General features: G+C 63.5%; 13 protein-coding genes. 6 read left to right on the plus strand and 7 right to left on the minus strand.

Annotation, left to right across the window (positions count from 1 at the left end):
• Window positions 1-117: 117 nt before the first annotated feature.
• From ACIU1A_RS13080 to ACIU1A_RS13100, 5 genes are all read right to left on the minus strand, one after another.
• Window positions 118-1,497: an OFA family MFS transporter gene (locus ACIU1A_RS13080; protein WP_140495731.1), complete on the minus strand. Its 1,380-nt coding sequence runs from the start codon at window positions 1,495-1,497 to the stop codon at window positions 118-120.
• A 239-nt stretch (window positions 1,498-1,736) separates the two neighbouring features.
• Entirely contained in the window at window positions 1,737-2,759 is a 1,023-nt protein-coding gene (locus tag ACIU1A_RS13085; RefSeq protein ID WP_404927458.1) for an acyltransferase family protein, read from the minus strand.
• 192 nt (window positions 2,760-2,951) lie between these two features.
• Window positions 2,952-3,749: an FAD binding domain-containing protein gene (locus ACIU1A_RS13090; RefSeq protein WP_404927459.1), complete on the minus strand. Its 798-nt coding sequence runs from the start codon at window positions 3,747-3,749 to the stop codon at window positions 2,952-2,954.
• 155 nt (window positions 3,750-3,904) lie between these two features.
• On the minus strand, window positions 3,905-6,256 hold the full coding sequence (locus ACIU1A_RS13095) for a xanthine dehydrogenase family protein molybdopterin-binding subunit (protein WP_404927460.1): 2,352 nt from the start codon (window positions 6,254-6,256) through the stop codon (window positions 3,905-3,907).
• Between the two features lie 84 nt (window positions 6,257-6,340).
• On the minus strand, window positions 6,341-6,829 hold the full coding sequence (locus ACIU1A_RS13100; protein ID WP_404927461.1) for a (2Fe-2S)-binding protein: 489 nt from the start codon (window positions 6,827-6,829) through the stop codon (window positions 6,341-6,343).
• A gap of 304 nt (window positions 6,830-7,133) precedes the next feature.
• Between ACIU1A_RS13100 and ACIU1A_RS13105 the strand changes: the two genes are divergently transcribed.
• Entirely contained in the window at window positions 7,134-8,270 is a 1,137-nt protein-coding gene (locus tag ACIU1A_RS13105) for an FIST signal transduction protein (protein WP_140685886.1), read from the plus strand.
• Between the two features lie 8 nt (window positions 8,271-8,278).
• Window positions 8,279-9,619, plus strand: coding sequence for a hybrid sensor histidine kinase/response regulator (locus ACIU1A_RS13110; RefSeq protein WP_140495725.1), 1,341 nt, complete (start codon window positions 8,279-8,281; stop codon window positions 9,617-9,619).
• 9 nt (window positions 9,620-9,628) lie between these two features.
• On the opposite strand, the gene ACIU1A_RS13115 is transcribed toward ACIU1A_RS13110, so the two are convergent.
• Window positions 9,629-10,312 (minus strand): response regulator transcription factor, encoded by a 684-nt coding sequence (locus ACIU1A_RS13115; protein WP_140495724.1) that lies wholly within the window; start codon window positions 10,310-10,312, stop codon window positions 9,629-9,631.
• A 224-nt stretch (window positions 10,313-10,536) separates the two neighbouring features.
• Here ACIU1A_RS13115 and ACIU1A_RS13120 point away from each other — a divergent pair, with 224 nt between their 5' ends.
• The 3 genes from ACIU1A_RS13120 (at window position 10,537) to ACIU1A_RS13130 (ending at window position 13,066) form a co-directional block, all read left to right on the plus strand.
• Window positions 10,537-11,235 carry a fumarylacetoacetate hydrolase family protein gene (locus tag ACIU1A_RS13120; RefSeq protein WP_404927462.1) on the plus strand — a complete coding sequence of 233 codons (699 nt, stop codon included), beginning with the start codon at window positions 10,537-10,539 and terminating at the stop codon, window positions 11,233-11,235.
• A gap of 4 nt (window positions 11,236-11,239) precedes the next feature.
• Window positions 11,240-11,890 carry a maleylacetoacetate isomerase gene (maiA, locus tag ACIU1A_RS13125; protein WP_140495722.1) on the plus strand — a complete coding sequence of 217 codons (651 nt, stop codon included), beginning with the start codon at window positions 11,240-11,242 and terminating at the stop codon, window positions 11,888-11,890.
• Window positions 11,891-12,025: 135 nt separating this feature from the next.
• Window positions 12,026-13,066: a zinc-dependent alcohol dehydrogenase family protein gene (locus ACIU1A_RS13130; protein ID WP_140495721.1), complete on the plus strand. Its 1,041-nt coding sequence runs from the start codon at window positions 12,026-12,028 to the stop codon at window positions 13,064-13,066.
• Here the strand turns inward: ACIU1A_RS13130 and ACIU1A_RS13135 are convergent.
• Window positions 13,063-13,962: a DMT family transporter gene (locus ACIU1A_RS13135; RefSeq protein WP_404927463.1), complete on the minus strand. Its 900-nt coding sequence runs from the start codon at window positions 13,960-13,962 to the stop codon at window positions 13,063-13,065. The two genes, ACIU1A_RS13130 and ACIU1A_RS13135, sit on opposite strands and share 4 nt — an antisense overlap.
• Before the next feature lie 108 nt (window positions 13,963-14,070).
• Between ACIU1A_RS13135 and ACIU1A_RS13140 the strand changes: the two genes are divergently transcribed.
• Window positions 14,071-15,471 (plus strand): PLP-dependent aminotransferase family protein, encoded by a 1,401-nt coding sequence (locus tag ACIU1A_RS13140; RefSeq protein ID WP_404927464.1) that lies wholly within the window; start codon window positions 14,071-14,073, stop codon window positions 15,469-15,471.
• Window positions 15,472-15,485 lie beyond the last annotated feature (14 nt).

Consider the following 15,485-nt stretch of genomic DNA (forward strand, 5'->3'; position numbering starts at 1 on the left):
ACGCCGCTGCACTGACCAGCGTCGTCCAGAACCCCCACAACAGCGGGATGCCGACCAGCAGCCAGGCAAGGACCAATTTGACAGAATTGCTGTTGTCTTGCGCCATGATCACTCTCCTTACGCTGCAGCCGGTTCGGCCTTCATGTGGAACCGTGCATCCACCGGCCGCATCATCAGGTTGAGCAGGAAACCGACGACGAGCAGGCCGGCCATGATGTACATGGTGACCGTGTAGGCATCGGCCTTCGCTACTCCTGCATCGATCTGGTACTGCCTGATGTAGTTGACCAGGACCGGCCCCAGCACGCCCGCCACTGACCACGCCGTCAGCAGGCGGCCATGGATGGCACCGACATACCGCACGCCGAAGACATCGCGCAGATAGGCCGGAATGGTGGAAAAGCCGCCGCCATACATGCTCAAGATGACGCCATAGAACAGCACGAACAGGAACACGTTGCCCGACTGGCCCGTCCACGGCACCACTGCATAAAGGATCACGCCCAGCACGAAGAAGACCGCGTAGGTCGTCTTGCGGCCGATATAGTCGCTGGTCGACGCCCAGAAGAAGCGGCCGAGCATGTTGAAGATCGATAGCAGGCCGACGAAGCCGGCGGCGGCGGCCGGCGTGATGCGTCCCGGGAACATCTCCTGGCTCATGGCGGAGGCTTGGCCGAGGACGCCGATGCCGGCCGTCACGTTGAGGCACAGCACGCCCCACAACAGCCAGAACTGCGGTGTCTTCAACGCGTCGTCGAGATGGACGTTGGCGGTTGTCACCATCGTGTTTTGTGTCGTCGGCGGCGTCCAGCCGGCCGGACGCCAGCCATCGGGCGGCACCCTGACGATGACAGCGCCGATCAGCATGAAGATGAAGTAGACAATGCCCAGCACGATGAAGGTTTCGGCGACACCGATATGCTGCGGGGTCGAAAACAGCTTCAGCAGATAGACCGAAAGCGGCGAAGCGATGAAGGCTCCGCCGCCAAACCCCATGATCGCCATGCCGGTCGCCATGCCCGGCCGGTCGGGAAACCAGGTGATCAGCGTCTTGACCGGCGAGATGTAGCCGAGCCCGAGGCCGATGCCGCCCAGGACGCCGTAGCCGAGATAGATGATCCACAGTTGATGCAAGGTGACGCCGAGCGCCGACACGATGAAACCGCCGCCGAAACAGCAGGCGGCCGCGACCATCGCCTTGCGCGGGCCGACGCGATCCAGCCAACCGCCCCCGAAGGCTGCCGCGAGGCCAAGAAACAGGATCGCGATCGAAAAAATCCAGCCGAGTCCGGTCAGCTTCCAGTCGTCGGGCGCCGAATCGGTGATACCGATCAGTTTCGACATCGGCAGGTTAAAGACGCTGAACGCGTAGGCCTGACCGATGCAAAGATGAATGCACAACGCCGCCGGCGGCACCATCCATCTGCTGAAACCGGGCTCGGCGATCGTGCGCGAGCGGTCGAGCCAGCCGCCAGCGTTTTCCCTGGTCGTTGCCATTCCATCCTCCCATGCAATGCTCCGATTCGAATAAACTAGGCGGAGCACGGGGCGGGACAACAAGGAATAGCTGCCATAATACCAATGTCTAAGGACATTGGGCTATCCGGCAAGCAGATCGCCAGGTCACCCCTGGCTATATTAGGACGAACTTACCAAACAAGCTGCCGAACAGGCGGCATCGAGCGAGGCTGACCTTGGCCGCTAGGCAACGCAAGGGAGGGACACTGCGGCGTCACTCACCAGTTGCGGTTCAGCCACTCACGCGACGGCCGCTCGATGACATAATAGCTGCAGAGCGCGCAGGCAAAGACCCCAGCCAGCATCAGCCATGGGTCGCTGCCTCGCTCATAGACGAATTTGTAGAATGGCTGCTGCCACAGATAGAGCGAATAGGACCATAGACCCAACGTCGCCATAGGCCAGGACGACAGCAGTCCAGAAAACAATCTCGTGCTGAAATCGAGAGCGTTGACGGCAAGCGCCAGGAGCGGCACGGCGACCAGATAGTGGATCGGGGTTGGTACCGGGTCCATGAACAGAAGCACCGCCGAGATGGCCGCCGCCACCGCCACATAAGGGCCCTTCAACAGGGCCGGCAGCTTGCCGTCGGTCTTCAGCAGGCAGATGGCGGCCGACAGCAGGATCGACGCAATATGCACGTCGGTGCGCCAGTATGTGGTCTCGTAGTCCATGTGCAGGAACCAGTACGAAACCGCACCGTTTGCCATGGCCAGCACCGCCAGCACCAGGAGCAGCGGGATGACGCGGCTACGGCTTGCGACAAGTGCGCTGATCGCTGCCAGGATGATGTAGGCATGCTCTTCGACACAGAGCGACCAGATGTGGTCGAGCGCGCCGGCGCGGTTCACGAGAATTCCGGCATAGTTGTAGGTGAATGTCAGCGCCGTCAGCGCCGCCTTCCATTTGAAGGCGACGAACGTGCCCGACAGCGCAATCATCGAAACGATCACGAACACCAGCAGCGCTGGATAGATGCGGGAGAAGCGGCGCTTGAAGAATTTCTTCAGCGGGTAGCGCTCGACGAACAGGATCTCGGCCATCAGCCGGCCGCTGAGCACGAAGAAGAATTCGACGCCCAGTACGCCGAGATTGATCCCTGCAACGGGAAAGAAATGGCCGATAAGCACCAGCGCGATCGAAAGTCCGCGCCAGCCGTCGAGATAGGCCAGCCTTGTCCTGGCGGATCTGTCGGCGACGGATCTTGGCGGCACAATATGCGTCGCGGAGATGTCGGTCATGCCGCTCCCTTCGCATTGAAACATGCGAATAGGGTCGCAGGTCGTGATGAACACTCCGAACCCGGCTCGCGTTTGATCGCCGGCATAGTGCAGTGCAATATCGCTTTGTGCAAGTGCGAGATTGCCAAAATGCGCCCGTCTGCGGAAAAGGGGCGAGAAGTCCCTCTCCTGCCTGACAGGAGCAGGAAGGAATCAGGCGTTGGCGGCGGCCACCGCGTGCTTGGCCATGACCGCGACCAGATTGGCACGGTAGTCGGCGGAAGCGTGGATATCGCTCATCAGCTTGGTCGCCGGCACCTTGACGCCGTCGAGCGCCGAAGCCACGAAGTCCTTCGCGAGCGCGGCCTCGATCTCCTTCGAGCGGAAGACGCCATCGTCGCCGGCCCCGGTCACGGCCACTCTGACGCCGTCCTCACCCTTGGCCACGAACACGCCGACAATGGCGTAGCGGGAGGCCGGATTGCGGAATTTTTTATAGGCTGCCTTTGCCGGCGCGGTGAAGGTGACGGCCGTGAGGATTTCGCCGTCCTCCAGCGCCGTCTCGAACAGGCCCACGAAGAACTTGTCGGCCGCGATCTGGCGCGTGTTGGTAATGATGGTGGCATTTAGCGCCAGCATGGCCGCTGGATAATCGGCCGCCGGGTCGTTGTTGGCGATCGAGCCGCCGATCGTGGCCCTATAGCGTACTGCCGGATCGCCGATCAGCGATGCCAGATGCGCGAGCGCCGGGCAGGCGTGTTTTAACTTGTCGTCGCTGGCAACATCGAAATGCGTGGTGGCGGCGCCGATCGTGACCGTCCTGCCGGACACTGTCACCCCTTGCAACTCCTTGATCCGCGACAGGTCGACGACATCGGAAGGGGCCGCCAGCCGCGTCTTCATGGCCGGGATCAGGGTCATGCCGCCCGACAGCAACTTGGCGTCGCCGCCCGTGACGAGCTTCGCGGCATCGGCGACTGAGGCGGCGCGGTGGTAATTGACTGCGTACATTTGGAGGCTCTCCCTGGTGAAGAGTGGATAGTCAGTAGTCAGTAGTGATTAGTGAGTAGGCATTGGTCGGTAATGTGGTGAATAGCGGGTGATCAATTGCCGCGGCAACCGCGTTTTTGTTCACTACTCACTATTCACTACTCACTCTCCTTTTTTCAGTGCTTCGCCGTCGCACGGATCGCGGCCCACACCGTAGACGGCGAAGCCGGCATGGCGATATCCGCGATTCCTATGGCGTCGGTGATGGCGTTGATCACCGCCGGCGGCGAGCCGATAGCGCCGGCCTCGCCGCAGCCCTTGATGCCGAGCGGATTGCCCGGACACGGCGTGTTCGAGGTCGAGACCTTGAACGAAGGCAGGTCATCCGCACGCGGCATGGTGTAGTCCATGTAGCTCGCTGTCAGAAGCTGGCCGTCGGCATCATAGTGGGCGCCTTCGAGCAGTGCCTGGCCGATGCCCTGCGCGATGCCGCCATGCACCTGGCCCTCGACGATCATCGGGTTGATGATGTTGCCGAAATCGTCGGCCGCGACGAACTGGATAATCTCGGTCGTTCCGGTCTCCGGATCGATCTCGACCTCGCAGATGTAGCAGCCGGCCGGAAAGGTGAAATTGGACGGGTCGTAAAACGCCGTCTCCTTCAATCCCGGCTCCATGCCACCGGGCAAATTATGAGCGGTATAGGCCGCCAGCGCCATCTGGAACCACGGCACGCTTTTGTCGGTGCCGGCGACCTTCAGCGCGCCGTTCTCGATGACGATGTCGCCCTCGTCGGCCTCGAGCAGGTGCGCCGCGATCTTCTTGGCCTTGGCCTCGACCTTGTCCAGCGCCTTGGCAATCGCCGACATTCCGACCGCGCCCGAGCGCGAGCCGTAGGTACCCATACCCATCTGCACCTTGTCAGTGTCGCCATGGACGATCGAGACGCTGTCGATCGGCACCCCAAACCGTTCGTTGACCAGTTGCGCGAAGGTCGTCTCATGGCCCTGGCCATGGCTGTGCGAGCCGGTCAGCACCTCGATGGTGCCGGCGGCATTGACGCGCACCTCGGCCGATTCCCAAAGGCCGACGCCGGCGCCGAGCGAGCCCACCGCGGCCGACGGCGCCAGGCCGCATGCTTCGATGTAGCAGCTCATGCCGATGCCGCGCAGCTTGCCGTTCCTGGCGGCCTCCGCCTTGCGCCCGGCAAAGCCGGCATAGTCGGCGGCCTCCATGGCCGCGTCGAGCGAGGCGCCATAGTCACCGGCGTCATAGTTCATGATGACCGGCGTCTGGTGCGGAAACGTGGTGATGAAGTTGGTTCGCCGAAGCTCCGCCGGCGACACGCCGAGTTCCCGCGCCGCGGTCTCCATCGTGCGCTCGATGAGATAGGTGGCTTCCGGCCGCCCTGCCCCGCGATAGGCATCGACGGGTGCCGTGTTGGTATAGACCGTTCGGACATTGGCGTGGATCGCCGGGATATTGTACTGACCCGACAGCAGCGTCGCGTAGAGATAGGTCGGCACGCAGGACGAGAACAACGACATGTAGGCGCCGAGATTGGCTAACGTGTCGACCTTGAGGCCGGTGATCCTGTTGTTCTTGTCGAAGGCCATTTCCACTGTCGAGACATGGTCGCGGCCATGCGCGTCGGAAAGGAAACTTTCGGTGCGGTCGGCTACCCATTTCACCGGCACGCCGGTTTTCTTGGACGCCCACAGGCAGACGATTTCTTCTGGATAGATGTAAATCTTGGAGCCGAAACCGCCGCCGACATCGGGCGCGATGACGCGCAATTTGTTTTCCGGCGCAATGTTGTAGAAGGCGCTCATCACCAGCCGCGCGACATGCGGGTTCTGCGAGGTCGTCCAGCAGGTATAGTGGTCTTCCGCTCTGTCATAGTGGCCCAGCGCTGCCCGCGGCTCCATGGCGTTGGGCACCAGCCGGTTGTTGACGATTTTCATGCGGGTGACGTGGGAAGCCGCGGTGATCGCCGCGTCGGTCGCCTTGGCGTCGCCGATCTCCCAGTCGAAGATCAGGTTGTTTTCGGCTTCCGGATGGAGTTGCGGAGCGCCCTTTTCGAGCGCCTTCGTCGCATCCACCACCGCCTCGAGTTCATTGTAGGTGATCTCGACCGCTTCGGCGGCGTCGCGCGCCTGGCCCTTGGTGTCGGCGACCACGACGACGACCGCATCGCCGACATAGCGAACCTTGTCGACCGCCAGCGGCGACCAGGCTCCCATCTTCATCGGGGAGCCGTCCTTGGAATGTATCATCCAGCCGCAGATGAGATTGCCGATGCCATCGGCCTTCAGCTCCTTGCCGGTCAGCACGCCGATGACGCCCGGCATGGCTTGAGCCTTGTCGACGTCGATCTTCACGATCTGGGCATGCGCGTGCGGGCTGCGCACGAAGGCCGCCTGCTTCATGCCGGGTACCACCATGTCGTCGACATAGCGACCGGCGCCGGTGATGAACCGCTTGTCTTCCTTGCGCGCCACGCGAGCGCCAACACCTTCAATGCCCATCAGAAATTCCTCCCGAAATAGTGAGTAGGAAGTAGTGAGTGGTGGAGATCGGCGCCGGTTCGTACCGACTACTCACTACTTTTCTCACGCCGCTTGCCTGACCTTGCCGCTCATCCTCTCCGATGCGGCGAGGATCGCCTTGACGATGTTGTGGTAGCCGGTGCAGCGGCAGATGTTGCCCTCGAGCTCTGCGCGCACCGTCGCTTCGTCGAGGCCTTCGGGGTGGCGCTTGATCATGTCGGTCGCCGTCATGATCATGCCCGGCGTGCAGAAGCCGCATTGCAGTCCGTGATGCTCCTTGAACGCCGTCTGCACGGGATGCAGGTCGGCACCGTTGGCAAGTCCCTCGATCGTCACCACGCTCGATCCGGACGCCTGCACCGCGAGCATCGTACAGGACTTCACCGCCTTGCCGTCGACATGGACGACGCAGGCGCCGCATTGCGAGGTGTCGCAACCGACATGGGTGCCGGTGAGGCCGAGATTCTCCCGCAAGAAGTGAACCAGCAGCGTCCGGTCCTCGGCCGCACCGCGGACCTGTTTTCCGTTCACCATCAACGAAACGTCCGACATGAATCCTCCCTGGGTATCACCTTGGTCATCACGCTGCCGACGCGGTGTTGGCTTCGGCCATGCGTTATTCGTACACCGCACAAGCCGTAAAAAACAGCGCGGCGCAAAAGCCGGATCATTGTACTTTCGGCCATGGCAGGGCGAAACACGCATTCCCCTCGCCCCATTGCCAAAATGCCGATTGGCGGCAACAATGGCTTTCGACGTTGGCGCAAGAAGCACATCAACAGCCGCGCACAGGCAGCGTCGGAGGAAATGCGGGAGAACGTCGCTGACCGTTTCACGGACGCGCTACGCATGCGGTTTGTCGGCGCTGACCACGGACGAGCCCGACCCGGACGTCTTCGCACGCGCGGTGGCGGCGGAGGCGGCCGCCATCGAGGCCGGCTTCGCCCTGTTGTTTTTTTCCCAGCGCCTTGTCGAGGCCGGCGCCCTTTCGCGCGCAATCGCGGCCCATGCGCCGGCGCTACACTACGCCGGCTGCTCGACCGCCGGCGAAATCACGCCGCAGGGCCTCGAGGAAGGCCATATCCTCGCCATGCTGCTCCCTTCGGGTTCATTCACCGCGGTCAGCACCACGGTCGACAACCTTTCGTCATCGGGCTTGGACAGGGTCACTGGTGATGTCGAGGATCTGCGACGTACGCTGCATGGGCGCATCGGCGGCGAGCGGACCAGGAACACCTTCGCGCTCTGTTTCATCGACGGACTGTCCTATGCCGAGGAAGCGGTGAGTTCGGCCATCCATTGGGGCCTCGATGACATACCACTGCTCGGCGGTTCCGCCGGTGACGACCTGAAATTCGAGACGACGAGCCTGATCTCCAACGGCAAGGTCACCTCCGACAGCGCCATCATCGTGCTGGTTGCCACGGAAATCCCTTTCCATGTCTTCAAGACCGACAATTTCGTTCCCACCGACGAAAAGCTGGTGGTCACCGCGTCCGATCCCGATCACCGCATCGTGCGCGAGTTCAATGCCACCAATGCGGCCGAGGAATATGCCGCTTCGGTCGGCATCGTCGCGCAGACGCTGACACCGCTGAGCTTCGCCTCGCATCCGGTGGTGGTGAAGGTAGGCGGTGAATATTACTGCCGCTCCATCCAGAAGATGCATGCGGACGGCTCGCTGTCGTTCTTCTGCGCCATCGACGATGGTGTCGTGCTGTCGATCGCCCAACCCAAGGACATGGTGGAATCGACCCGCGCGGCTCTGCTCGACGTCGAGGCGAGGCTTGGCGGCATCGACATGATCATCGGCTTCGACTGTGTCCTGCGCCGGCTGGATGCGCGCAACCGCCAGGTCTTTCGCGAGATTTCCGAACTCTACCGGGTCAACAACGTCATCGGCTTCGGCACCTATGGCGAACAATACCGGTCGATGCATCTCAACCAGACCTTCACCGGCATCGCCTTCGGCGAGCGCCCGGCCGCCGAGTGAGCGCTGCCGTGCCCCTCAAGGACATAGACGATCCCGACAGGCTGAAGAAGATCAACGCTGCGCTGGTCAGCCGCGTCGAGCGCTCGATGGACCAGCAAGGCAACGCCTTCTCGCTGTTCCAGACCGCGATCTCACTGGAAAGCAGGGTACGCGCCCGCACCGAGGAACTGCACTCGACCTTGCGGCGGCTGGAACAATCGAACATCGACCTCAGCGCCGCCAAAGAAAATGCCGAGCAGGCGAACCTGTCCAAGACCCGCTTTCTCGCGGCGGCCAGCCACGACGTGCTGCAGCCGTTGAATGCGGCGCATCTGTCCGTCTCCGCCCTTGCCGAAGTGCAGACCAGCGACGAGGGCCGGAAACTGGTACGGCAGGTCGAGCGCTCGCTGGAGACGATGGAGGACCTGCTGCGCACGCTGCTCGACATCTCCAAGCTCGATGCGGGTGTGGTCCAGCCCGACATTGGCGACGTCAGCCTGGAGGCGCTGTTCTCGTCGCTGCGGTCGGATTTCCAGCCTGTGGCCGAACTGAAGGGCCTGTCGCTGAAATTCCGCGCCGTCAACGCCGTGGTTCGCTCCGATCGCACGCTGCTGCGCCGCATCCTGCAGAACATCCTCTCCAATGCGCTGGGCTACACCCGCTCGGGCGGTGTCCTTGTCGGCACCAGGCACCGCGGCGATGCCATCCGCATCGATGTCGCCGACACCGGCTGCGGCATTCCCGACGACCAGCGCGAGGCGGTGTTCGAGGAATTTCATCGCGGCATCATGCCTGCCAATGCCGAACTCGCCGGCGGCGGTCTCGGCCTTGGGCTGGCCATCGTGCGGCGCATCGCCGGCGCGCTCGGCCATCCCGTGACGTTTTCCTCGAAGGTCGGTCGCGGCACGATTTTTCACATCGATGTCCCCGTCGGCATCGGTGCCACGGCGGACGCCGTCGCCAGCGCTGCAAGCCTGGAGCGGCCGCGCGGCTACGGCTTGTTCGGCACCAAGGTTCTGCTGGTCGAGAACGATGTCGAGGTGCTGCAGGCGATGACCTCGTTGCTCGAACGCTGGCAATGCCTGGTGCGCGCCGCGACCTCGACCGACGACGCGCTCGACATGCTCGGCGACACGGACTGGGTGCCCGACATCGTCATAGCCGACCAGCATCTCGACGGCGGCGATCTCGGCACCGCCACCATATCGAAGGTCCGCCGCTATCTCGGCCGCGCGGTGCCGGCGCTGATCGTCACCGCCGACAGTTCCGAAGCCGTCGCCAAGGCGGCGCGGGCCGGCGGCATCGAGTTGATGCGCAAGCCGCTCAAGCCCGCGCAACTAAGGGCGCTGCTGGCACATCTGCTGGCTTAGACCTGCCCCTCAAAACCCCGCCTGGTCCCGAAACAGCTCCGCATTGTCCAGCTTCGAAACCTCGATCACCGCTTGCGTGCGGCTGTAGACGTTGAGCTTGCGCAGGATCTCCGAAACGTGCGCCTTGACCGTGGTCTCGCCCACTTGCAGCTCATAGGCGATCTGCTTGTTGAGCAGGCCCTGGCGTAGCATCTGCAACACGCGCAACTGCTGCGGCGTCAATGTCGAAAGGCGCTGCACCATGTCGGCGCGGTCGGTGCTGTCGGCGTCGGGCGGGCGGCCCTCATAAGTTTCCGGAACATAGATGGCACCTTCCATCACCGAGCGTATGGCGTTGGCCAGATCGCTCTTGCGCGCCGATTTCGGGATGAAGCCGGCAGCACCGTAGGACAGCGCCTCGGAGATGATCTTGGGCTCCTCGTAACCGGATACTATGACCACGGGCAGGCGCGGATAGCGGGTCCGAAGCTGCAGCAACCCCTCGAAGCCGTGCACCCCGGGCATGCTGAGATCGAGCAGGGCAAGGTCGAACGGCTTTGTCCCGGCCAGCAGGTCGAGTGCCTCGGCGATCGAGCGCGCCTCCACCGTGTCGACCTCCGGGTAGGCCATCTGCACGGCGCTGTGCAGCGCCTCGCGAAACAGCGGATGATCGTCGATGATCAGGAACCGGGCGCTGTCAGTGGCTGCTGTCATGTGGCTCGTTTCGGTTTGCCGGCCGCAGCATAATCCCGCGACCATGGCTGACTTATTGGCAAATAGTCTATCCCAGCGGACGATGCATCGCCGCGAAAGTGATGGAAACTCCGGATTCCTTATACGGCCGGCCGGCCAATGCTTTATGAAAAGCGACGCCTTGCCCGGCCTCTCAATTCGGCCGAAGGTGCCCGCGGCCCGACATCCAACTGCAGAGACAGACCATGACCGCCTTTGTCCTCCCCGCTCCGCCAACGCCCTCGGTCGCAGTGGCCGGCTCGAACGAGCGATTTGCGGTGCGCCGCATCTTCTGCGTCGGGCGCAACTACGCCGCGCATATCAGGGAGTTCGGCAATGACGAGCGCGATCCACCCTTCTTCTTCACCAAGCCCGCCGATGCGGTGGCAGACTCCGGCGCTACGATCCCCTACCCGCCGCTGACGACCAACCTGCACCATGAGATCGAACTGGTGGTCGCGATCGGCAAGTCGGGCTTCCGCATCCCGCGCGCCCAGGCGCTGGATTGTGTCTGGGGCTATGCCGTCGGCATCGACCTCACCCGCCGCGATCTCCAGGACGAAGCCAAGAAAGCGGCGCGGCCATGGGACTGGTCGAAGGCTTTCGACCGCTCCGCGCCGTGCGGTCCTCTGGTTCCCGCGCAAAAATCCGGCCATCCGAACCAGGGCCGTATCTGGCTGGCTGTCGACGGCAAGGTCCGGCAGGATGCCGATCTCGCCGAGTTGATCTGGCCGATCTCCGACATCGTCTCGATCTGCAGCGAAGGCATGGAATTGCAGCCAGGCGACCTCATCTTCACCGGCACGCCGGCCGGCGTCGGCAAGGTCAACCCTGGGGAGACGATGACCGGCGGCGTCGACGGCATCGGCACGATCGAAGTGACCATCGGCCAGCCAAATCGGTGAATGCATGAGCGACATCGTCCTTCACAACTACTACCGCTCCTCCACCTCCTACAGGGTGCGGATTGCGCTGGAGATGAAGGGGCTGACCTATGACTACGTGCCGCATCACCTGCGCCATGGCGAGCATCTCGAACCGGCCTATCTCGCGGTCAACCCGCAGGGCCTGGTGCCGGCGCTGATCCTGGGCGACGGCACCCTGCTGACGCAATCGCTGGCGATCATCGAATTTCTCGACGAGACGACGCCCGAACCGCCTCTGCTGCCGAAGGACGCAGTTGGGCGCGCCCGCGTCAGGATGCTGGCGCAGATGATTGCCTGCGATATCCATCCGGTGAATAATTTGCGTATCCTGACCGCGCTGCGAACCCTGTTCGGCGCCGGCGACGAGGATGTCGCCAACTGGTTCCGGCACTGGGTCAAAGAGGGTTTCAAGCCACTCGAAGACCTGTTGATGGCTTCGCCCGAGACCGGCACCTTCTGCCACGGCGACACGCCGGGGCTGGCCGATATCTGCCTGGCGGCACAAGTCACCAGCAATGCCCGTTTCGGCGTCGATATGGCGCCCTACCCGACGATCTCGCGCATCAACGCCGCTTGCATGGCCCTGCCGGCCTTCCAGAACGCCGCGCCGCAAAACCAGATCGATGCCGAGTAACCTTCATTCGGCGACGCGCAGCGTCGCCATCGGCGTCTGCCCAAACGGCCGACTTGTCTGGCGGAATCGATTTCCGCTTGACCGGTCAGGGAATCGGCTATCGTTTCCCGAAGTGCGCGCAAGGTGGAGTTGCCGATGAAAGCCGTCGTCTTCGAAAAATTCGGCGAGGCGCCGACGATCCAGACCGTTCCCGATCCGAAGCCGGCGCCGGACGGCGTCGTCATCAAGGTCGAGGCGACAGGCCTGTGTCGCAGCGATTGGCACGGCTGGATGGGCCATGACGCCGATATCCGCTTGCCGCATGTCCCCGGTCACGAACTGGCCGGCGTCGTGGTAGCCGCCGGCAAGCAGGTGACCCGCTGGAAGGCTGGCGAGCGCGTCACCGTCCCGTTCGCCGTCGGCTGCGGCCACTGCTTCGAATGCACGTCCGGCAATCACCAGGTCTGCGAGCACCAGTCCCAGCCGGGCTTCAACGCCTGGGGCTCGTTCGCCGAATATGTCGCCATCGAGCACGCCGACACCAACCTCGTGCGCCTGCCCGACGAAATGGAATTCGCCACTGCCGCCAGCCTCGGCTGCCGCTTCGTCACCTCGTTCCGCGCCATCGTCGACCAGGGCCGGGTGACGCCGGGCGAATGGGTGGCGGTGCATGGCTGCGGCGGCGTCGGCCTGTCCGCGATCATGATCGCCAGCGCCATGGGCGCCAATGTCATCGCCATCGACCTCACCGAAGAGAAGCTGGACTTTGCCAGGAAGATCGGCGCGGTGGCGACCATCAACGCGGCGACGACCCCGAACGTCGTCAAGGCGGTCAAGCAGATCACCAATGGCGGCGTGCATATGTCCATGGATGCACTCGGTCATCCCACGACCTCGTTCAATTCGATCGCCAATCTGCGCCGGCGCGGGCGCCATGTGCAGGTCGGCCTGATGCTGGGCGATCACGCCCGCCCGCAGGTGCCGATGGACAAGGTGATCGCGTTCGAACTCGAAATCCTCGGCAGCCACGGCATGCAGGCCTACCGCTACCCCGCGATGATGGAGATGATCCGCACCGGCAAGCTGAAACCCGAGCTTCTGGTCGGAAAGAAGATCAGCCTTGAGGAAGCGCCCGCCGCCCTGATGGCGATGGGCGGCTTCGAAGGCATCGGCATCGGTGTGGTGACGAAGTTTTAGCCAGCGGCGCCGGTTGCGGGCCGTGGCAAATCCCGCCTGGCAAACTTTTTGGCGCCGAATACGCACAGCACCACGCCGAGCGTGATGACGACCATCAGGGGGCTGACCTGTTCATGCAGCAGGGACGCCGCCAGGGCGAGGCCAAAGAAGGGCTGCAGCAGTTGCAACTGCCCCACGGCGGCGATGCCGCCTTGCGCGAGGCCGCGATACCAGAACACGAAGCCGATCAGCATGCTGAACAGCGAGACATAGGCAAGCCCGATCCATGCATTGGTCCCGACCGTGGCGAAGGACGGTGGCAGGGTGACCACGGTCAGCACCAGCATGACCGGCAGTGACAGCACCAGCGCCCAGCAGATCACTTGCCAGCCGCCCAGCCTGCGCGACAGCGCGGCGCCTTCTGCGTAGCCCAGGCCGCACACGATGATGGCGGCAAGCATCAGTGCGTCGCCAACGGGTGAGGCCGTCATGCCTTGCGCAAGGGCAAACCCACCCACCAACGCGCTGCCGAGGCATGAGAACAGCCAGAAGGCCGGTCTCGGCCTCTCGCCCCCGCGCAGCACGCCGAAGATCGCGGTCGCCAGCGGCAGCAAGCCGACGAAGATGATGGAATGAGCAGAGGTGACATGCTTCAGCGCCAAGGCTGTCAGCAAGGGAAAGCCGACCACCACACCCAACGCGACGATGACAAGCGACATCAGGTCATGACGCTCCGGGCGCTTCTCGCGGAACACGAGCAGCAGCGCGAGGCCGAGCAAAGCTGCTATCACCGCGCGCGCTGACGTCAGGAACGTCGGATCGAGATCCATCACCGCCACGCGCGTTGCCGGCAAGGAGCCGCTGAAAATCAACACGCCGATGAATCCGCTCATCCAGCCGCTCGTCGTCTTGTCCATTGCAGGCACTCCATCCGTTGCGCCCTCTATCGGGCCCATACTCATGGCGCTACCAGAGACAATGCAGTACAATTCAACAAAACTGTCATGGTTTGCCGGAAGGTACAGATGGACGAATCAGCGAGATTCGACAACAGCGGAACCCTTGTCGAAGGCGTCATGGCCACGATCCGCCAGCGAATTGCCGCGCGCAGCCTCACGCCCGGCGCCCGATTGCCCTCTATCCGCGCCTTCGCGAAATCCATGCAGGTTTCCAAATCGACAGTGGTCGAGGCCTATGAACGCCTGGCGGCGGAAGGCGCGATCCGTTCCCGGCCAGGCTCCGGCTTTTATGCCGCCGGATCGCTGGCGCCGCTGTCGCTCGCCGAGATCGGCCCACGGCTCGACCGCGCCGTCGATCCGCTCTGGGTTTCGCGGCAGTCGCTGGAAGCGGGCGATGAGATGCTGAAGCCCGGCTGCGGCTGGCTGCCCGCCTCGTGGATGCCGCAGGCAGCGCTGCGCCGCGCGCTGCGCACCGTGGCGCGCGCCGATGATGTGGCCCTTGCCGACTACGGCACGCCGCTCGGGCTGCCGCCGCTGCGCCAATTGCTGGCGCGGCGCATGGCCACGCATGGCATCGAGGCTTCCCCCGAACAGATCATGCTGACGGAATCGGGCACGCAGGCCATCGACCTCCTGTGCCGGTTCCTGCTCGAACCCGGCGATACAGTGCTGGTCGACGATCCCTGCTATTTCAATTTCCACGCACTGTTGCGTGCCCATCAGGCCAAGGTCGTCAGCGTCCCCTATACGCCATCGGGACCGGATATCGACTTGTTCGCGCAGGCGCTGGCCGAGCATCGGCCGCGCCTCTACATCACCAACTCCGCCATCCACAACCCGACCGGCGCGATCCTGTCGCCGGTCACCGCGCACCGGCTGCTCAAGCTCGCCGATCAATCGGACCTGACCATCGTCGAGGACGACATCTTCGCCGATTTCGAACACACTCCTGCCCCGAGGCTTGCGGCTTTCGACGGTCTCGAACGTGTCGTCCATATCGGCAGTTTCTCCAAGACGCTTTCGGCCTCGATACGCTGCGGGTTCATCGCCGCGCCCCGTGACTGGATGGAAGGGCTGGCCGACCTCAAGATCGCCACCACTTTCGGCGGCGGGCGGCTCGCGGCCGAATTGGTGCTGACCCTGCTCAGGGATGGCAGCTATCGCAAGCATATGGACCTGCTGCGCGCCCGGCTCTCACGTGCCATGATCGAGACAAGCGCTCGGCTGAAGGCGATCGGGATCACGCCCTGGATCGAGCAGCCTGCCGGTCTGTTCCTCTGGTGCAGCCTGCCGGATGCAGTGGACGCAGCCGAGACTGCCCGCCGCGCGCTTGCGGCCAATGTCGTGCTGGCGCCCGGGAACGCGTTCAGCCTGTCGCGATCAGCCAGCCGATTCCTGCGCTTCAACGTTGCGCAATGCGAAGACGAGCGGATTTTCAAGGTGCTGGAGGCAGCCATGCCGCGCTGACGGCTGCGGCGCGG

It is taken from the genome of Mesorhizobium maamorense, from assembly GCF_044998965.1.
Lineage (GTDB): Bacteria > Pseudomonadota > Alphaproteobacteria > Rhizobiales > Rhizobiaceae > Mesorhizobium.